The sequence below is a fragment of the Paraburkholderia phymatum STM815 genome, assembly GCF_000020045.1.
GTDB classification, from domain to species: Bacteria; Pseudomonadota; Gammaproteobacteria; order Burkholderiales; family Burkholderiaceae; genus Paraburkholderia; species Paraburkholderia phymatum.
Map to the genome: position 1 here is coordinate 1,254,596 of NC_010625.1, position 19,854 is coordinate 1,274,449.

At 63.1% G+C, this 19,854-nt stretch carries 16 protein-coding genes; 1 reads left to right on the forward strand and 15 read right to left on the reverse strand.

The features are described 5' to 3' along the window. The 6 genes from BPHY_RS33160 to BPHY_RS33185 form a co-directional block, all read right to left on the reverse strand. Positions 1 to 894, reverse strand: coding sequence for an AraC family transcriptional regulator (locus BPHY_RS33160; RefSeq protein WP_012405844.1), 894 nt, complete (start codon positions 892 to 894; stop codon positions 1 to 3). 57 nt (positions 895 to 951) lie between these two features. Further along, entirely contained in the window at positions 952 to 2,112 is a 1,161-nt protein-coding gene (locus BPHY_RS33165) for an ABC transporter ATP-binding protein (RefSeq protein WP_012405845.1), read from the reverse strand. A 4-nt stretch (positions 2,113 to 2,116) separates the two neighbouring features. Beyond that, positions 2,117 to 3,151: an NAD(P)-dependent alcohol dehydrogenase gene (locus BPHY_RS33170; RefSeq protein ID WP_012405846.1), complete on the reverse strand. Its 1,035-nt coding sequence runs from the start codon at positions 3,149 to 3,151 to the stop codon at positions 2,117 to 2,119. Positions 3,152 to 3,161: 10 nt separating this feature from the next. After that, positions 3,162 to 3,974, reverse strand: a complete 813-nt coding sequence (locus BPHY_RS33175; RefSeq protein WP_012405847.1) for a carbohydrate ABC transporter permease — start codon at positions 3,972 to 3,974, stop codon at positions 3,162 to 3,164. Beyond that, positions 3,962 to 4,840 carry a carbohydrate ABC transporter permease gene (locus BPHY_RS33180; RefSeq protein ID WP_012405848.1) on the reverse strand — a complete coding sequence of 293 codons (879 nt, stop codon included), beginning with the start codon at positions 4,838 to 4,840 and terminating at the stop codon, positions 3,962 to 3,964. The genes BPHY_RS33175 and BPHY_RS33180 overlap by 13 nt, the downstream gene beginning before the upstream one ends. A gap of 104 nt (positions 4,841 to 4,944) precedes the next feature. Beyond that, complete coding sequence (locus tag BPHY_RS33185; protein WP_012405849.1) at positions 4,945 to 6,216, reverse strand: ABC transporter substrate-binding protein; 1,272 nt, start codon at positions 6,214 to 6,216, stop codon at positions 4,945 to 4,947. Between the two features lie 242 nt (positions 6,217 to 6,458). Between BPHY_RS33185 and BPHY_RS33190 the strand changes: the two genes are divergently transcribed. Continuing rightward, complete coding sequence (locus tag BPHY_RS33190) at positions 6,459 to 7,373, forward strand: LysR family transcriptional regulator (RefSeq protein WP_012405850.1); 915 nt, start codon at positions 6,459 to 6,461, stop codon at positions 7,371 to 7,373. Between the two features lie 6 nt (positions 7,374 to 7,379). On the opposite strand, the gene BPHY_RS33195 is transcribed toward BPHY_RS33190, so the two are convergent. The 9 genes from BPHY_RS33195 to BPHY_RS33235 all read right to left on the reverse strand — a co-directional run bounded on the left by BPHY_RS33195 (position 7,380) and on the right by BPHY_RS33235 (position 19,588). Continuing rightward, positions 7,380 to 8,765, reverse strand: coding sequence for an MFS transporter (locus tag BPHY_RS33195; protein WP_041766238.1), 1,386 nt, complete (start codon positions 8,763 to 8,765; stop codon positions 7,380 to 7,382). A gap of 98 nt (positions 8,766 to 8,863) precedes the next feature. Further along, entirely contained in the window at positions 8,864 to 10,594 is a 1,731-nt protein-coding gene (locus BPHY_RS33200; protein ID WP_012405852.1) for a GMC family oxidoreductase, read from the reverse strand. A 44-nt stretch (positions 10,595 to 10,638) separates the two neighbouring features. Beyond that, on the reverse strand, positions 10,639 to 11,445 hold the full coding sequence (locus BPHY_RS33205) for an enoyl-CoA hydratase/isomerase family protein (protein WP_012405853.1): 807 nt from the start codon (positions 11,443 to 11,445) through the stop codon (positions 10,639 to 10,641). A 5-nt stretch (positions 11,446 to 11,450) separates the two neighbouring features. Next, positions 11,451 to 13,043, reverse strand: coding sequence for an AMP-binding protein (locus BPHY_RS33210; RefSeq protein WP_012405854.1), 1,593 nt, complete (start codon positions 13,041 to 13,043; stop codon positions 11,451 to 11,453). After that, positions 13,036 to 13,572 (reverse strand): (2Fe-2S)-binding protein, encoded by a 537-nt coding sequence (locus BPHY_RS33215; RefSeq protein ID WP_012405855.1) that lies wholly within the window; start codon positions 13,570 to 13,572, stop codon positions 13,036 to 13,038. Before BPHY_RS33215 ends, BPHY_RS33210 begins: the two co-directional genes overlap by 8 nt. Then, on the reverse strand, positions 13,569 to 14,390 hold the full coding sequence (locus BPHY_RS33220) for an FAD binding domain-containing protein (protein WP_012405856.1): 822 nt from the start codon (positions 14,388 to 14,390) through the stop codon (positions 13,569 to 13,571). Before BPHY_RS33220 ends, BPHY_RS33215 begins: the two co-directional genes overlap by 4 nt. Beyond that, positions 14,387 to 17,446: a xanthine dehydrogenase family protein molybdopterin-binding subunit gene (locus tag BPHY_RS33225; protein ID WP_012405857.1), complete on the reverse strand. Its 3,060-nt coding sequence runs from the start codon at positions 17,444 to 17,446 to the stop codon at positions 14,387 to 14,389. The genes BPHY_RS33220 and BPHY_RS33225 overlap by 4 nt, the downstream gene beginning before the upstream one ends. Next, a complete protein-coding gene (locus tag BPHY_RS33230) occupies positions 17,443 to 18,075 on the reverse strand; it encodes a UbiX family flavin prenyltransferase (RefSeq protein WP_012405858.1) in 633 nt (210 codons plus the stop codon). The genes BPHY_RS33225 and BPHY_RS33230 overlap by 4 nt, the downstream gene beginning before the upstream one ends. Beyond that, positions 18,068 to 19,588: a UbiD family decarboxylase gene (locus BPHY_RS33235; RefSeq protein ID WP_012405859.1), complete on the reverse strand. Its 1,521-nt coding sequence runs from the start codon at positions 19,586 to 19,588 to the stop codon at positions 18,068 to 18,070. The genes BPHY_RS33230 and BPHY_RS33235 overlap by 8 nt, the downstream gene beginning before the upstream one ends. Between the last annotated feature and the right edge of the window lie 266 nt (positions 19,589 to 19,854).

Consider the following 19,854-nt stretch of genomic DNA (forward strand, 5'->3'; position numbering starts at 1 on the left):
TCACGCTGCTACGCGATGTTCCGGACGCGAAACCTCGTTGAGCCGATGCAGCGCCCGGAATCGCGATGGCGGCATGTCCTTCTGCGCGAGAAACTGCCGGTTGAAGTTCGATACGTTGTTGAAGCCGACGCGATAACAGACGTCTGTCACGCTGAGGTCCGTGCACATCAGCAATTCGCAAGCCTCATTGAGCCTGAGCCGGTTCTGGTACTGAACGAACGTGCAGCCCGTGTGGCGCTTGAAGAAGCGCGTGAAGCTGCTCACGCTCATGCCGGACAGCGCCGCGACGTCTGTTTCCCGCAGATTGCCGGAGAGGTTCTGCTGGATATATGACAGCACCTGATTGATCGTTGACGACATATACCGCTGCGCGTTCACGTCGTACGACGGCCCAGCGAGCAGTCTTCGGTCCGCGCAACCGACCAGCTGTTCGAGCACGTTCATCAGCAACGCGACCCGGCGCGCGCCATGCGCCGACGACAGGTCATGCATGAACGGCGTGATGGACAGCCCCAGCGCGTCGGGGAATTGAAGTCCGCGCGACGCCTGATCCAGCAGGGCCAGTACCGGGCTCAATTCGGCAAACGCAGCCACCATGCGCTCGACCGCCTCACGCGAGAACTGGAGCACGAGGTCACGCGAGGGCACATCTGCGTCGGCGCCTTCGTCGCTGATCCAGTTGTGCGGCAGGTTCGGGCCAGTGAGAACCAGATTGCCCGGCTCGAAGGCGCCGATGAAATCGCCCACGAAGAACTTTCCCGTCGACGCACGAATGACGTGCACTTCGTACTCGGGATGAAAGTGCCATTTCGCCACGCTATGCGGATAGTCGTGGACCCATGCGCGGAAAGACTCATCCTGCCGGGTATGCACCAGTTCCAGATCTGGACTCATTCATTGTCTCCTTCGTACCGTTTCAACCGGTCTCTTCTGCGTAGGCGGTCGTGCGCGCTAGTGCATCCCGACTGACGATGTTGGCCGCTCACGCTCAGCGTGACCCACTTCCTTGCGTGGCGCGAGTGTGAGATTTTCCTCGGTTTTCGCGTCGAACACATGCAGGTCGCGGCGGTCCATTTCGAGCGTGACACGCAAGCCAATCGGCGGCAGGCTGTCCGACGGTATAAGGGCTGTGATCCGCTCGCCAGAACAGTCGACTGTCACAAGAGCGTCAGCACCGAGTATTTCGACCAGCTCCACCACGCCGCGAATCTTCAGCGAATCGGCAAGTCCGCTTCCTTCTGCGATTCGCACGTAATTCGGCCTTATCGCGACCTTGACATCCTGGCCGGCGCTCAAGGACGCGAACCGCGATCCCGAAAGTATCCACGTCTCGTCGAGCGCGCGCACGGAAACTGCACCCGACGAACGCCCGATGGTACCCGGCAAGAAGTTCATCGCGGGGGTGCCGATAAAACCGGCCGCAAACAAGGTGCGCGGATAGTGATAAAGCTCGCTGGGCGTGCCGGCCTGCTCGATTCTTCCGCCCCGCATCAGGATAACCCGATCGGCCAGCGTCATCGCTTCGAGCTGATCGTGCGTGACATAGACCGTCGTGGTCTGCAATCGCTGATGCAGGCGCTTGATGTCGGTGCGCAACTGCGCACGCAGCTTCGCATCGAGGTTCGACAGCGGTTCGTCGAACAGGAACACGTCGGGCGTCTTGATCATCGCGCGCGCGATCGCCGCGCGCTGCTGCTGGCCGCCCGACATTGCGCGCGGCTTGCGGTCGAGCAGCGTGTCGAGATTGAGCATCGACGCCACTTCGCGCACGCGGCGGTCGATCTCCTCTTTCGGCGTCTTCAGCCGGCGCAGTCCGAACGCGATGTTGTCGTACACGTTCATATGCGGATAGAGCGCGTAGTTCTGGAACACCATCGCAACGTTGCGCTCGCGCGCAGGCACGTCATTCACGACCGTCGCGCCGATCGACAGAGCGCCGCCCGAAATGCCCTCCAGCCCGGCGATCATGCGCAACATTGTCGACTTGCCGCAACCAGACGGTCCGAGCAGCACGACGAATTCGCCGTCGTCGATCTGGAGGTCGAGTGGATGCAGCACAGGCGGCCCGCCGTCGTAGTGCTTCGTCAGCCCTTTGCAGACAATATTGGCCATGGCTTTAGTCCATTTCGATCTGGATTTTGACGTCGGCGGGATGACCGGCAGCCGCTTCTTCGAATGCCTTCACGCCTTCCGAAAAGGAGAACTTGCGCGAGATGAACGGCTTCACATCAATCATCCCTGAACTGATCAGCGCAAGCGCGCGCGGGAAGATGTTGGCGTAACGGAACACGGATTCGAACCGCAGTTCCTTCGCCTGCATCGCCACTACATCGAGCGCGACAGGTCCGGGCGGCATGCCCACAAGCACGATGCAACCACCGGGGCACGCGTGGTCGAGCAAGGTGTCGAAGACCTTTGCGTTGCCCGATGCCTCGAACACGACGTCGGCACCCCACCCTTGCGTCACGTGTGCGACCACGTCGGCGAGCGACTGTTCGCTGACGTTGACCGTGGTAACGGCCGTGTTGTCGGCAAAGTGCTTCAGCTTCGCGCCGACCACGTCCGCGAGAATGACGCGCGACGCGCCGCCTGCGAGGGCCGCCAGCGCCGTCATCGCTCCGATCGTCCCAGCGCCGATGACCACGGCCACATCACCCGGCTTCATCGCCGCCTTCTTCGCGGCCTGCAAACCAATCGACAAAGGCTCGACAATCGCGCCTTCCGCAAACGACACGTTATCCGGCAAGCGGAACGTGAACGCGGCGGGATGCACGACAAACGGCGTCAGGCAGCCGTGTATGGGCGGCGTCGCCCAGAAGCGCACGGCGGGATCGAGGTTGTACATGCCGCGCATCGTCGCGGGCGAGTCCAGTTGCGGAATGCCCGGCTCCATGCACACGCGGTCGCCCACTTCCAGATGGGTGACGTCCGCGCCGACTTCGACGATCGTGCCCGATGCTTCGTGTCCGAGCACCATCGGCGCTTCGACCTTGAACGGCCCGATGCGGCCATGCGTGTAGTAGTGAACGTCGCTGCCGCACACGCCCACCGTGTGGATCTGGATCTTGACGTCGCGCGGGCCGACGGCCTGCGGCAATTCGATGTCGCGCAGACTCAGTTCGCGGGTGGCTTCCAGTACAAGTGCCTTCACTACAGTCTCCTTACTTTCCTTTGAGCATCGAGTTCAGCAGGCGGCTCAGCGCGCCCACGAAGATAATTGGCGGCAATGCCAGCAGCACCGTCGAAGCATTGATCACACCCCACGGCACTTCCTGTCCCAGCGACGTGAATGCGGAAGCCACGACCGGCAGCGTGGCACTGTGCGAAGAAGTGAGCGCGAGGCCGATCATCAGTTCGTTCCATACCAGCACGAAGCTGAAAATGATCCCGCCCATCAGCGTGCTCGCGCAGGTCGGCAGGGCAACGCGCCAGAACACTTCATACGGGCCGCAGCCGTCGAGCGTGGCCGCCTCTTCGATTTCGCGCGGCACGCGCTGGAAGACGGGAATCGACAGCCACGTGATGGTCGAAAGGGTCGTCAGCAGATACGTGACGATCATCGACACGCGCGTGTCGTACAGTCCGAGATCGACCCAGATCGCAATCAGTGGAATCGCGACGGCCACGGGTGGCAGGAAGCGCAGCGACAGCAGAAAGAACTGAATGTCTCGCTTGCCCGGCACGTGATAACGCGCAATCACATACGCGGCCGGCACGCCGAGCAGCGTTCCCAGCAGCACCGCCGTGCCGACGATCACCGAACTGTTGCCGAGCGCGATCAGTACCTCGGGACTCGAAATAACCTGCCGGTAGTTATCGAGCGTCGGACTGAAGAAGAAGCGCGGCGTCGGCGTGACGATATCGAGCAGGTTCTTCAGCGAATTGAGTACGGCCCAGAACACCGGAAAGACCGCCACCAGCGCCAGCGCAATGCCAAACAGGAGAACCGTGCTGCGGGGGATCAGTCTTCCCATTTGTTCACCCGTTTCCAGATAAAAGTGAAAATCAGCGTCGTCGCGACCATCATCAGCACGGCCATGCTCGACGCGTACGACACCTTGCCCGACAATCCGATACCTTGTGAATACGCGTACATGTCCAGCGTTTCCGTCGACACACCCGGGCCGCCTTTGGTCATCACGTAGATCAGATCGAACGAACGCAGCGACTCGACCATCTTGATGAACACGAGACTCATGATGGGCGCCTTAAGCATCGGCAGCGCGATATACGCATAGACCTGCCACGTCTTCGCATAGTCGAGACGTGCGGCTTCGAGCGGCTCAGGCGGCAACGTCTCCAGCAACTTCAGCACGACCACGGAGAAGAACAGTCCCCACTGCCAGATATCGACGAGCGCGACTGCGTAGAGCGCAAGGCCGGGATCAGAAAGAAACGCGGTGTCCTGTACGCCGACGAGTCCGAGCATCCAGCTGAGAATGCCCGTCAACGGCGAGTACATGAACTTCCAGATAAATGCAGCCGATACGCGCGGCAGCAGCACGGGCGTAATCAGCAATACGCTGATCGCGTTGCGCATGCCGCCATGAACGTGCTCGAACAGATAGATCGCAATGACAATCCCCACGGCCACTGCGCCCACTACCGTAACGATCTCCCAGATTGCCGACACTTCGATTGAATTGACGAAGCGACGGTCCGAGAACAGGCGGGCGAAATTGCGAAACCAAACGTACTCGCTGTCCGAATAGCGCAGCACGCGATTTCTCAGTGCGAGATTGATTGCAGCAACAGTGGGTACCAGACCCAGCACCGCCATCACGATCAATGGTGGGGCGAGAAATACAAATGGAAGGCTGGTTTTTCCGCGATTGAACATACAACGCCTCGACTGACGATGAAACGGGAAGGCAGTGCCGCCTTCCGGAACGGCTAGAACCGGGCAGAGACGTGACGCTGCTCTGCCCTCACCTGTACGCGCAGCTACTTGCGTGCGTGCTCCATCGCGTCTTGCGCATATTGCGCGGCGTCGTTCAACGCGCCTGGCACATCTTTCTGCGTACCTGTAAAGACTTCTTCGAGCGCGACGCCAAGGTTGTCGCCGATATCGGGCCATTGCGCGCTCGGCCAGAACGTGACCTTCGAAACGGGCGTCGTGTCTTTCAGGCCAGCCAGAATCTGCGGCTTCACGTGCTTCTGGAAGTAATCGCTTTGAACCGTACTCGTGCGGTTGTAGTCACTGAACACGTTGTCGCGCAGACGTGCCTGCTCCTGTTCCTTGCTCGTCGCGAATGCAATGAACTTACCGGCAGCCTGACGTGTGCATTCGTCCTTGGCGCCGACCGACGAGATGGCGAGTCCGTGGCCGTATGCGGCCGAAGGCAACGGTGCGGGCGGCTTCGTATAGCCGACTTTGTCTGCGACGCTGGATTTCGTGGGGTCTTCCATCCAGTCAGCGAAAGGCGTCGATTCGATCATGAAGGCAACCTTGCCGGAACGGAATGCTTCGAGCGCATTACTCCAGTCATAGGTCGCCGATCCCGGCGGCGCGTATTTGAAGAGGTCCGCGTAGAGTTGCGTCGCCTTCACAGCGGCGGGCGAGTTGAATGCCGCCCGCTGGTTCTTGTCGGTCCACGTGCCACCCTCCGCGAGCATGAAGGGCGCCCAGCGCCACACGTTCATGCCCGAGCCGCGTTGCCCGCGCGCCACCCAGCCATACATATTCGGCGGCGAGTTCAGTTTCTTGATGTCGGCGACGAGTTCGTCCAGCGTGCGCGGTACGGGCATGTGCGCTTTTTCAAGCACGTCGCGGCGGTAGAACAGGAAATCCGATCCACCGATCAGCGGCGCAAAGTACGCGACGCCCTTATAGCTCGCGACGTCGCGGCGCCCCGGCAGGAAGTCGTTGTAGTCCGCGTCCTTCGGGTAGTACTTGAGTAGCGGAACGATCCAGCCAGCCGACGCGAACTCAGCGACGTTCGCTTCGTCGACGTAATACACCTGATACGAACCGGCGCCCGTCGATGCGTCGAGCCGCGACTTCGCGCGCCGATCGTTTTCGCCGAAGTAACTGATTTCAACCTTGGTGCCCGTGCGCTTCTGGTAGTCCGCGAGGGACTTTTCCATGACGGTCAGTCCCAGACTCTTTTGTGCCAGTACCTTAAGAACGGGGACGTTGCACGACTGCGCCAACGCCGAGAGAGGCAAAGCCGCGCCGATGAGGGCACACGCTGCGGAATAGCGGAACCTGTTCACTGCTGTCTCCTGAAGGATTTTTGTGTCGATCGCGTTGCTATCCTCGGGCCGTCTTCAACACACCCGTGAATACGGAGGCTAAGTTAACACCCGCGAAAAACGCGATCCACGCCAAAACGGATCAGCAGTTCAATACTTTTTGCTCAGATTTTGTGTGCAATGCAAAATCCGGTGTAGGAGATGTCACGGTCCGCGGCGTTAAACTTGCAGCGTCTCCGTCACTTCGCCTGAGCCAACGCTACATGGACCTCAAGCAGATTCAGTATTTCATCGCCCTGTTCGAGGACGGCTCTGTGACGCGTGCCGCCAAACGGCTGAACATCGTGCAGCCCGCGCTCAGCATGCAGATTTCGAAGCTCGAGGCGGAACTGGGCCAGACGCTGTTCGAGCGCGGTCCGCACGGCATGACGCCGACGGACGCCGCCCGTCTGATGTATCGTCTGTACACGCCGATCATGCGCGACATCGAGCATGCGCGCGTGCAGTTGAGCCGGCAGGACGTGATCGTCACAGGGCGCGTGTCGCTCGGCATGGTGGCGTCGGAAACGGAAAGCGTGCTGGCTGAATCGCTGGCGAAGTTCAACGCGCTGTTTCCTCAGGTCGAAGTGTCCGTCGCGGACGGCTTCAGCGCACAGTTGATAGACGGCGTCGAAGCAGGACGGCTCGATGCGGCGATTATCAACAAGCCGCGCGGACGCCTCGCGCTCGACATGCAACCGCTGCTCGTCGAAGAGATGGTGTACGTAACGGGGCTTGCGTGCCGAGCAGCGTTGCCCGAGCGCATCGACCTGTCGAGTCCGCCCGCCGTCGAACTCGTGCTGCCGACGCGCCGCAACGGCCTGCGCGGCGCGCTCGATGCAGCGCTGATGGCCGCCAATATCGTCATCAAGCCGACTTTCGAAATCGATCTGCTGAGCACGATCGTGCAGTTCGTCGAGCAAAGCGCTGTTGCGACGATACTGCCGCGCGTCGTCGTGCAGCGCAAAGTCGATGAAGGCTTGTTGCGCGCCCATAGAATCGGCCCGCCGCCGATCCTGCGGCACATCGTTCAGGTGTCGCACCCGAAACGTCCCATCGGGCCTGCTACGCAAGCGTTAATCGATATCATTGCCGAGGAAATCCGCCGCGTGACGAGAAGCGCGGCGGACGAATCCTGACCTGCTTCAACGCGTCGCTTCGCGTTGCGGCACGGCCGCCTGATCGAGCCTGCCTCGCGTCTCCGGCACGATGAATGCACCGATCAGAAAGATCACGCTGATCGTGCCGACGAAGATCGCGAGCGTCAGCGGCAGTTCGCTGGTTTCTTTCGCGACCAGCGAAACGACGGTTGGCATCATGCCGCCTATCGCAAAGCCGATGTTCCATGACAGCCCCGTTCCTGTCGCGCGGATCGCAGTCGGAAAGCGCTCGTTGAGGAAAATCAGGATCGGCGCATAACCGGCACTGCCGAGCGCGCTCAGAATGACCGCGTAAAGGCCGAGCGTGACGATATCGTTCGCGGTCGGCAGCAGCAGGTAGAGCCCGGGCAGTGCGACGAGCCGGATCAGCCCGATCCACACGAACGCCCGCTTGCGGCCGATGAACGTGCTGAGGTGCCCCGCCGCCACCGAAGCGATCACCACCGCGATACTGCAAAGCATCAGGATCGCAGCAGCCGCGCCGTTCGGCGTGCGGCTCACCACTTTGAGGAAAGTGGGCAGATAGCCCGATGTGAGGTAATAGCCGCTGCCGCCGCCGACGGTCAGCAGCAGATTGACGAACAGGATCGAACGGAAATCGCGCGAGAACAACGTACGCAGCGGCGAACGAACGATTTCGACAGGCGCGTGGCGATGCTGCGCGGCCGCCTTCGCGGCCTTTTCGGCTGCCAGCTTGCGCCACAGCGGCGACTCCTCGAGACTGTTGAACACGAAGAGACCGAGCACCGAACTGATGATCCCCGTGAAGAACATGCAGCGCCAGCCCCACACTTCGAACTGATGGCCCGGGAACAGCGTGGACATCAACAGGAACGTCAGCGACGCGAGCAGCGCGCCCATTCCCGCGCCGCCACCGCCGATCAGCCCCGACACGGCGCCGCGGTACTTCGGCGCGACGGATTCCGTGCCGATCGTATGAGTCGACGCGACCACGCCGCCAACGAACACACCCTGAACCAGCCGCAGCAGCAGAAAGATCACGGGCGCTGCCAGTCCGATCTGATGAACCGTCGGCAGCGCGCCGAACAGCGCCGTCGACAGACCGACGCCGACCACGGCGATGATCATCGCGCCCTTGCGCCCGTGGCGGTCGGCGTAAGAGCCGAACAACGCGGAGCCCAGCGGACGCATCAGCAGCGTCACCGCGAACGACGCGTAGACCGCCGCGAGCGACAGCATCGCATGGTCGGATGGAAAGAACAGGCGCCCGACCACGGGCGCAACGTACAACAGCACGAACAGGTCGAACAGATCGAGCGCCCAGCCCAGACACGACGCGAACACTGCGCCCATCACCTGCCGCTGGTCGATAGCCGGCACGGCGGCGCTATTTTGCGCTGCTACAGACATCATTCATCTCCTTGAATGGTCACCGGACCGTTTCTCTTTCGAATCCGATGAAATTGGCACCTTGTACTTGCGTGCTCTGGTTGGCGTTAATGAAATGGCTATGGCATTGAAACAACTGGCGCGGTTTGCGTCGCGCTTGCCTTGCTTCGTTGCATCACCATCGCGTCGGCGATTTTCTCGGCGATCATGATGGTGGGAATGTTCGTGTTCGCCGACGGCAGGCGCGGCATCAGCGACGCATCGACCACACGCAGGCCACGTGTGCGATGCACGCGGCCCTGCGTATCGGTGACGCTGTCCGGGAGGCGCGCGTCGCCCATGCGGCATGTGCCGCTTGCGTGCCACACGCCGAATACGTTCGCGCGGATAAAGTCGTCGAGGGCCTGCCGGTCCGCGAGCAGCGCGGCCATCCGCTGGCCGCGCGTGAAGAAACGTTCGATCAATGCGCGCCTCGCAGGAGCAGGCACGTCGAGCAGCATGCCGAGTATCGAAGTCAGCCATGCATTGCCCGTCCCCACGCGGCTGAGTGCTTTCACGCGCGGCGAAAACGCGGCGGGAAAAAAATCGCGGTCGTTGCGACTTAGTCCGGAAGCCTTGACGACTTGCGCGAGCATTCGCACGCCCACTGCAAGCCGTTCGAGGTCGCGCTGATCGTCGAGCAGATTGAGTTCGACACGAGGTGCGGTGAACGCATCTGAAGAAACCAGCTGCACCCGGCCCCTCGAATAAGGCCGGTTGCACCAGAGAAAGAACAAACCGAGCCGGTTGCCGAGCGCATGCCACGCGGCACGCGTCGCGCTCGACAGATAGAGATCGGACGCTTCGCTGCCATTCACACCGGAACTCATACGTGCAGCCATCATGCTCGCACGCCGGCGCGATAACGGCATGCGGAATCGCGGCGCGAGAAAATGGCAGAACGTCAGCGACGGATGGTCCTGCAAGTTGCGCCCGACGCCGGGCAGATCGACACGGCATTCGATGCCGAGCGCACCCAGTTCGTCGCGCGGCCCGATGCCTGCACGCAGCAACATCGCAGGCGACTGCAACGCGCCCGCGCACAGAATCACTTCGTTCGCGTCGAATTGCACGCGCTCGCCGTGGCTCGCGATGGCGACTATGCCGCGCGCCGCCGTGCCGTCCATCACGACCTGCTCGACGCGCAGCTCCGGGAAGATGTGCAGATTGCCGCGTTTGCGCGTCGCTTCATCCAGATACGCGACGGCCGTCGACACGCGCCGGTCGTCGATATTCGAGAATGCGCCCGGAAAGAAGCCGTCATCGAACTCTGCATTCTGATCGCGCAGCATCACGAGGCCTTGCGCGCGCAGCCCTTTTTCGAAGGCGCGACAGAACGGCGGCCAGTCTTCGGGCATGATGCGGCGAATCGGCACGGGTCCGTCGCGGCCGTGCAATTCGTCTTCCGGAAAATTCACATCGCGTTCGAGCTTGCAAAAGTACGGCAACACGTCGTTCCAGCCCCAACCCGTCGCGCCATTCGCCGCCCACTCGTCGTAATCGCGCGGCAGACCGCGATTGGCGGATTGCACGTTGATGCTCGACCCGCCGCCCATCACCTTGCCCTGCTCATACACGCGCATCGCCGCACCGCGCGTCGCTTGCGCCTTCAGTTCGGGCCAGATGTAGGTGTCGCCGCAGAAGACGGGCATCGGGTAGCTGTCGAGAATCTCGCCAGGCACTGAACCCGGCGGCGTATCCCTGCCCGCTTCGATCAGCGCGACGCGCAGCGACGGTACGGCCGACAGCCGGTGCGCCAGCACGCACCCTGCCGATCCTCCGCCGACGATAACGTAATCGAAGCGTTCCATTCATCTGTCTCCAGACCTGAATGCTGTTTGTCCTGCCCGGCCGCTTACTTGCCGCGGAACACGGGCTTGCGCTTTCCGTGGAAGGCTTCGACACCTTCCCGGAAGTCCTCCGACGCGCGCAGGCGGCTATAGCAGTGTCCCTCGAGTTCGATCGCGATCGACAACGGCGAGTCTTCCGTATCGTTGAGCAGTTTCTTTGCGGTGCGCTGTGCGAGCGGCGAGAACGCGCGCAGTTCATCGGCGAGCGCATCGGTGGCGGCTTCGAGTTCGCTGTCCGCGACGCACTCGACGGCGATGCCCCATTCGTACGCCTGCTTGCCGGGAATGCGGCGTGAGCGCATCACGATGTCTTTCGTGCGACCGATGCCGACCATCTGCTGCAGGCGAGCGGAACCGCCTGAGCCCGGAATCTGGCCGAGCTTCTGTTCGGGCAGCGCGTAAAAGGTAGTCTCCGTGGCGATGCGGAAATCGCACGCGAGCGACAGTTCGAAGCCCACGCCGAAGCAGAAGCCGCGGTTCGCCGCGATCACCGGCTTGGAGCAGCGCGCGGGTGCCGCAATATTCCATGCAAGCTTCGACACGTGTTCCGGCGATGCTTCCAGGAAACCCTTGATATCGCCGCCGCTCGAAAAGTGCTCGCCCCTCGCGCGAACCACGATCACGCGGACGCGCTCGTCCTCGTCTAGCGCTTCGAACGCGGCCCGCAACTGGTCGCGCGCATGCATCGAGATCACGTTGAACGGCGGACGGTCCAGAATGATGTCGGCGCGCTCGCGCTGTGCGTCGATCTCGATCGAAAAGCCGTCGAGTTCCTGAAGCAGCGTCTGGCCGCGATGGGTCAGGTCAGTCATGGGTGTTACTCCTTCGTGATTTCGATGTGTTGATGGTGTTGGATCGAGGCCTCGGTGCCGAGGATCGCGCCGCGCTCGTCGCGCTGGTACTCACCCGCCTGGAGCTTGCGGCGCAAGATCTTGCCGACGGGCGATTTCGGAATGTCATCGACGAACACGTACTCGCGCGGACGCTTGAAGTTGACGAGATCGGATGCGCGGCACCACGCATCGAGCGTTTCGCAATCGACGTAATCGCTGCGCTTCACGAACGCGACTACGCGTTGTCCCCAACGCTCGTCACTCACGCCCGCCACCGCCACCTCATCGACGCACGGATGCAGGGACAGCACCGATTCGATATCGACGGGCGAAATGTTTTCGCCGCCGCTGATGATCATGTCGTCAACGCGACCTGTGACGTAGAGATCGCCATCCGCGTCGAAATAGCCGGTGTCCCCCGTGAAGTACCAGCCGTCGCGCAGCGATTTTTCGTTCGCGTCGGGCCGGTTCCAGTAGCCTTCGAATGCTTCGTCGCCGAGCAGATCCGCGACAATCTGGCCTTCTTCATGCACGGCGGCGACGTCCTCCGGCGAGCGCGCATCCAGCTTCACGATCCGCAGACGCGTGTTGATACCCGCGCGCCCCGCACTGCCCGGCTTGATCGTCGCGTGCTGATCGATGCTGAAGGTGTAGACCTCGGATGAGCCGTAGTGGTTGACGAACAACTCGGGTTCGAACGCCGCGGAAAGCCGCTTGAGCAGCCCGTCGCTCATCGGCGCGCCCGCGAATCCGAGCTTCGTGACCGTCGATGTGTCCGTGTGACCGAACGCCTGGTCCGCGAGCAGATCGTGATAAAGCGTCGGCACCAGATAGAGGCACGTCAGCTTGTACCGCGCTATCGAATCGAGCGCGAGCCGCGCATTCCAGCGCCGCACGCAGACAAAGAGGCCATCGACGAGCGCCATCGACAGCAGCGAGCGCACGCCCATCGTGTGATAGAGCGGCATCACGCCAAGCGTGCGCTCGCCGTGCCGATAGAGGTTCTGCGCGACATGCGCCAGCGCCGCGGCGCGTTCGTGCCGATGACGTCGCGGCACGCCCTTCGCCTTGCCCGTCGTGCCGGATGTGTACAGGATCAGCGAGCAATCTTCGGCATTGGCTCGCGTCATGGCGGCCGCATTGGGTGCGAGAGCCAACAGCGCATCGAATGTCCCCGTGCGTCCGGGCGCATCGTCGAGACCAACGCGCGGCACATTCTGCGCGGCAGGGCTTTGCATCACCGCATCTGCGCTGACAGGCTCATAGACGATTGCCTTTACGCCAGCATTCGTCACGCAGTAATCGAGTTCCTCGGGTTTCGCGCGCCAGTTGAGCGGCACCATCACGACACCCGCAAACTGACAGGCCCAATGCAATGTGGCCATTTCCCAGCGGTTCTGCAGCACCGCAAGCAGGCGGTCGCCGTGCCGGAGACCGAGTGCGTGCAAGCCGTTAGCCGCATCGAGAATGATGCGGTGCCAATCCGCGTAGGTAACGTGGAACTCGCCGTCGACGAGCGCGAGCGCATTCGGACTGCGCTCCACGCTTTGCAGGAATGTTCGGCCGAGATCAAGCATGTGCGGCCTCCGCGCTTTCGCACTGCTGCTTGCGCCTCGCCGCGCAATCGAGCACGGCGGCCACGATTGGCGTATAGCCCGTACAGCGGCAAATGTGCCCCGACAGCATGTCGCGCACCTGCTCTTGCGTCGGGTCCGGCACGCGTTGCAGGAAATCCGCGCACGACATCAGGATGCCCGCCGTGCAGAAACCGCATTGCAACGCATGATGACGGGAGAATGCCTGCTGCAGGTCGCCGAGCGTCTGCGCGGGCGCCAAACCTTCGACGGTATCGATGCGGCGGCCCTCCGCCTGCACCGCAAGCGTCAGGCAAGAACGCACTGCGACGCCGTCGAGATGAACGGTGCACGCGCCGCACACACCGTGCTCGCAGCCGACGTGCGTGCCCGTTGCGCCGAGTTCATGGCGCAGGAAATCCGACAGCAGTTCGCGGGTTTCGCAATAGCCGCTGCGTTCGCGGCCATTGAGCGTCAGCGTGACGGCGCACTGCTCGCCGTGCCGCATCACGTAGGGTGGGGTCTTGCTCACTTCGCCTCCTCGATCACGCGCCATCCGAGTTCTCGGACCAGATGACGACGGTACTTCGCGCTGATATACGCATCATCCTGCGCGCCCAGTTTCCAGCTCAAATCGTTCAATGCGCCGCGCAGGTCGTCGCCCCGCAGACGCGGCCATGTCTCCACCTTCGGCCGGTCGGCGACGCCGCCGACTGCGATCCGGATCGCGTCGTCCGTCACGACGGCTGCGCAGGCGACCATCGCGAAATCGCCATGACGCGCCGAGCATTCCGTGAAGCCGAAGCGCTCGCCTCGCTGTTTCAGCGGAAAGCGCACGGCTTCGACGATCTCATCGGGCTCCCGCGCGGTCAGCAACATGCCCTGAAAGAAGTCGTCGGCAGGCAAGCTGCGCCGCTTCTTCTTCGAACGCAGCACGATGTCGCCGCCGAGCGCCGTGAGGACGAGCGGCAGTTCCGCGCTCGGGTCGGCATGCGCGATGGAGCCGCATACGGTGCCGCGATTGCGGATCTGGAAGTGCGAGATATGCGGAAACGCCATCGCGAGCAAGGGCACTTCGTCGCGCAGCGTGGGCCGCCATTCGACGCTGCCTTGCGTAGCCGCCGCGCTCACGACCAGACGTTGCGTTTGCGTATCGGCATGGACCGCGTTCAGCTCGTCGGTGCGCGAAATATCGACCAGCACGCGCGGCTGGGCAAGGCGCATGTTCAGCACGGCCATCAGCGATTGCCCGCCTGCCAGCACGCGTGCGTCTTCGCCCGTTTGCGCGAGCGTGTCGAGCGCGTCCTGCGTCGTCATCGCGCGGATGTAATCGAACGATGCTGGCTTCATGCCTGCCTCCTGAAACGCGCAAAGAGCCGCCGCACAAAGCCCGGCGGTGCGCAGGCGCCTGTCGCGGCAGACCCGCCGCCCGCTGCGACGTACCCGAGTGATTCAAACAGTTGCCGCAACACGACCTTCGCTGCACCTTCGAGCATGCGCCCGCCGACGGCCGCCACCTTGCCCGACACCTGCGCTTCATAGTCGTAGCTGAGGCGCGCGCCTGTTTCCGTCGGCACGAGTTCGACGAGACCGTTGCCGCGCGCGCTGCCGAGCGGCGACGTGCCCGCGCCTTCGAGCCGCAGACGACGCGGCGCGTCGATCTCCGACAGCGCGATGCGCGCTTCGAAACGGGCCTTGATCATCCCGACCCCGACCGTCACGTCGGCGCGATAGCGGTTCTGCCCAGTCGCCTGAAGCTCGTGACAGCCGGGGATGACTTTCGCGAGCGCAGATGGATCGAGCAGCACGGCGAACACGGCTTCCGGTGTCGCGGGCAAATCGACGATGCCTTGCGCGGTGAGCGCGCGGCCGCCGCCCGGCGCCGCTTTTTTCTCCGTCGCCGCTTCGCGATACTCGGGCCGCGACGGTTCCGGATCGTCGATGCCGATCAGCGCCATGACCTTCGAAGGCGTAAGCGGCAAGCGGATATCGACGATGCCCAATGCGTCGGCAACTGCATTCGCGACGCACACGGGCGTGCTCATGTTGTTGCCTTCGCCGAGGCCCTTTGCGCCGAGCGGCGTGAACGGAGACGGCGTTTCCAGATGCACGATCAGCGGATCCGGCACTTCGCACGTGGTCGGCATCAGATAGTCGGCAAGCGTCCCGGACTGGAAGCTGCCGTCGGCGCCGTAGCGGAATTCTTCGAGCAGCGCCGCGCCGAGACCTTGCGCGAACGCGCCGCGAATCTGACCATCGGCGAGCGCGGGGTTGAGCAGCGTGCCGGCGTCGTGCGTGGTCACGTAGCGGTCGATGCGCACATGGCCCGTCGCACGATCGATTTCCACCGCGCACATGTCGAACGCAAAACCATAAGCTGCCGATGTATTGATGCGATCGTTCTCGTCCGGTGCATCCATATGAGGCGGCGACCAGAAAACCGTTTCGCGCAAACCCGGTTCTTCGCCTTCGGGTAACAGCGCGGGCGCCCAATGCGGTGCATTGCTGGCAGCACGGCTGAACGGCAGCGCGCGATCCTGGGCAGCCTTCGGATAGACGCGCCCGCCCTGGAAGCAGACGTCTTCCGGTGCACAGCCGAACTGCTTCGCGACGATGCGCGCGAGCTTGTCGCGCACGCGAGTCGCGGCGAGATGAACCGTGCCGGCGACAGCGCCCGCGAAGCGGCTCGAATAGTTGCCCGACGCGACCGACCATGCATCCTTGTGCGTATCGAATTCGACGTTCACGACGACATCTTCCGGGTCCAGCCCGAGCACATCCGCGACGACCTGTGCGCAGACCGTCATATGCCCTTGCCCCGCAGGCGTCGATGCGACCGTCACGACCACGCCGCCGAGCAGATCGACGCTCACGGTCGCACTGGCAATGGCGCCGTTCTTCGGACCAGCCTTCTTGCGCGCTTCGGCTGGCATCACGGTGGTGATATAGCCCATGTTCGACACGGACGGCTCGACGATGGCCGCAAAGCCGATGCCGTAGATGCGCCCTGCGTTGCGTGCCGCGTCGCGCCGCTTCACCAGCTCGTCGTAACCGCCTTGCACGAGTCCGCGCCGCAGCGCTTCCTGATAGTTGCCCGAATCGAGCAGCGCCCCAGCCGCCGCGCGATACGGAAACGCATCGGCACGCACGAAGTTGCGACGATAGACATCGAGCACATCGAGCTTCAGTTCGATTGCGATGCGCTGAATCAGACGTTCGAGCGCGAAGTACACCTGCGGTCCGCCAAAGCCTCGCACGAGGCCCGTCGGCGTCTTGTTCGTCAGCACCACGCGATTGCGCACGACGAGATTCGCAATCGCATACGCGCCCGTCAGACAGCCATGCATGCGATAGAACGTCGCGGGCTCCGGCGCTCGAACGTAGCCGCCGCAATCTTCGAGCTGATCGTAGGCGAGCGCCGTGATGCGTCCGTCACGTTCGACGGCCGCTTCAACCGTCGACAGGCGCGCCGTTGCCGATGTCGCCGCACTCAGATGCTCGAGCCGGTCTTCCACCCACTTCACGGGCGCACCCGCCTTGCGCGAGGCGAGGCACATCATCACGACATACGGAAACACCGCCTGCTTCACGCCGAAGCTGCCGCCGGAGTCGCGCGGCGCCTTGTGACGCAGCCGGTTGGCGGGCACGTTCAACGCCATCGCCATCACCGCGTGCAGCGAAAACGGGCCCATGAAGTTCGACGTGACATCGTAGCCTTCATCGCCCGACAGATATTCCGCGATCACCACGCCACACTCGATCGGCGAGCACGTGTTGCGCGGATAGTGCGTGACGATCTTTACCCGATGCGCCGCACGCTCGAACGCGGCTTCCGGCTCGCCATAACGGAAATGCCGGTCGCTGATCACATTCGTGCCGACGCGTTCGTGCAGAACGGGCGCATCGTCTTGCATCGACTGTTCGATCGTCGTGACGGGATCGAGAATCGTGTAATCGACCTTGATGAGATCGAGGGCGTCTTCGGCGAGCGCGCGCGATTCCGCCATCACCACGGCGACCGGCTCGCCGACATAGCGCACGCGGTCCATCGCCAACGCCCACTGCTCCATCGGTGACTTCACGCCGACGACGAAAGGCCGCGACCACGGACGCAAGTCGTCGCGCGTCAACACCGCGCGCACGCCTCGCAGGTTCAATGCACGGCTCACATCGATCGAAACAAGTTCGGCATGCGCATGCGGCGAGCGCAGCACGGCCGCGTGCAGCGTGCCGGGCTTGACGCCGATGTCGTCGCCGTAGCGGCCGCGCCCCGTCAGGATCGCCGGGTCTTCGAGACGTTGCATGGGGCGTCCGACGTGCTTCGCGGACGCTTCGTTCGCCCGCGTGGCCAGTTCGGCGGCGCGCGGCGCGTCGGCTTCAGCCAGATTCGTTTCGCGCTGGTTCATTGCTGCGCTCCTTCATCGTCGCGACGTGTCGCCATTGCATCGCCGAGACCGCTCCAACGCTTCGCGATCTCGCGATGCTCGATGGCGAACAGGTCCAGAATGCGTCCGACCGTGTGATCGACCACGTCTTCAATCGTCTTCGGGCGAGCGTAGAACGCCGGCACGGGCGGCATCACGATTGCGCCCATTTCGGTTGCCAGTGTCATGTTGCGCAAATGTGCAAGGTTGAGCGGCGTCTCGCGTGCGACGAGCACGAGGCGGCGGCGCTCCTTCAACATCACATCGGCTGCGCGCGTCAGCAGGTTGTCCGCGAAGCCGTTGGCGATGCCGGCCAGCGTTTTCATCGAACACGGGGCGATCACCATGCCCTCCGTGAGAAACGAGCCGCTCGCCACAGCCGCGCCGATATCGCGCACGTTGTGCACGACGTCGGCCATGCCATCGAGATCGCTGCGTGTCAGCGCCAGCTCCTGCGCCGCCGTCAATGCGCCCGACTGCGACACGATCATGTGCGTCTCGTGCGTACCGAGGCGGCGCAGAGCAGCAAGCAAGCGCACCCCGATCATCGCGCCGCTTGCGCCGGAGATGCCGACAACGATGCGCGGCTTGCGCGCGGCGTACTCAGCCATGACGCGCACCGCCGAGCCACGCGTCGAACGCCGTGTTGCCGGTTGCGACGAGCGCGTCGAGATCGACCTCATCTTCACCCGGAATGCGCACACGCGTGAACACATGCGCGGGATAAGCGACAGGCCGCGTCGCGTCGAGACCCATCTTCGCGCTGATGCCTTGCAGATGTGGCGGCGCATCGTCGGGCTGGCCCACCGTGGTCGACGGATCGAGCGGCGAGCCTTGCGCGCCCTCGATCACGACAAGATCGCGATCCGCCTGAAAGCGCGTCGCAATCGCCCATTCGATTTCGGCGGGGTCGTGCACGTCCACATCCGTATCGACGACGACCACCTGCTTGATGTCGTAGTGCGCGCCGAACGCGCAGAGAATCACATTCTTCGCTTCGCCTTCTCGCTTCTTGTCGAACTGGATCCACAGGTGATAGCGGCACACGCCGCCGACAGACAGATGGACGTCCTTCACGCCGGGATGGCTGCGTTGCAGATGCGCCAGCAAGGTCGCTTCGCGCGGGATCGCGCCGAGCAGCAGGTGCTCCATTTCGGCGGGCACGATCGTATGAAAGACGGGATCGCGCCGATGCGTGACGGCCGTGACTTCGATCACCTCGCGCGCTTCCCGGGCACTGTAGTACTTCGGGAACTCGCCGAACGGACCTTCGGGTTCACGCACGTTCGGCAGAATGCGCCCTTCGATCACGATCTCCGCGAACGCGGGCACACGCACGCCGTTCGTCACGCACTGCGCGACGGGCAGCGGCGCGCCCTGCAATGCGCCCGCGATTTCGAGCTCGTCGTTGTCGATCGGCGTGATGGCTTGCGATGCGAGCATCGTCAGCGGATCGACGCCGATCGCAATCGCGATGTCGAGCGCGTCGCCCGCGGCTTCCGCGGCTTTCTGGAACGCGTGCAGATGGCGCGGCAGCAGCAGGATGGCCATGCGGTCGCGGCCATGCACCTGAATTCGGTTGATCGACACGTTCTGCACGCCGGTTCGCGGATTGCGTGCGATCACGAGACCCGCCGTGATGTAGGGGCCGCTGTCGTGCTCGCTATGCGTCGGAACGGGCAGCAGCGCATGCAGGTCGATGCCCTCCGTATGCACGATCTGCTGGCAGACGGCCGCGCCGCTTGCGACGAGCTGCGACGCGACGGGCGCAGCGGCGGCATCGCGAAAGCGTGCGAGCAGGCCGGATTCCTCGACGCCCATCGCCTCGGCAATCCAAGCGCGCTTCGACATGAAGCCGCTCACGACAGGCATCGCGTGAGGGCCGGGTCGTGTGAAGAATGCGGCCTGCTCGCCATCGAGCCGCTTCGCGACAGCGGCGAGTTCATGTTCGAGCGATACGGGCCTGTCGATCGTCGCGAGACGGCCCGTGCGGGCAAGATGCGCGAGCCAGCCGCGCAGCGTCAGCACGCCCGAGGGCTCGGCCCATGCGCGGGCTGACTCGAAAACGGGATCGGTAACGGAATTCGAAAAGGCGCTGCGGGTCGCGGCGTCGCGAGTGTTCATTTGCGTCTCCATCTATGCCGCCTCGTCGGGGCCCGCTTATGCGGATCGCGAGGACATGGAGCCAAGCGTAGCGAGATCGCGGTATAAGTTCTAATACTGATTTTTGATGCTTTGAATCATCGTTGCTGATATCGGTGTTAGCCCCGATGACGTTCGGCTTACAGGGCGATATCACTACACACGCTGGCTTCGCCCTCTGCGCAACGGCCGCCGCGGAAGCCTTTCCACCCGGCTTGACGGCACGAAGTGATGAAATGCAGGCATGC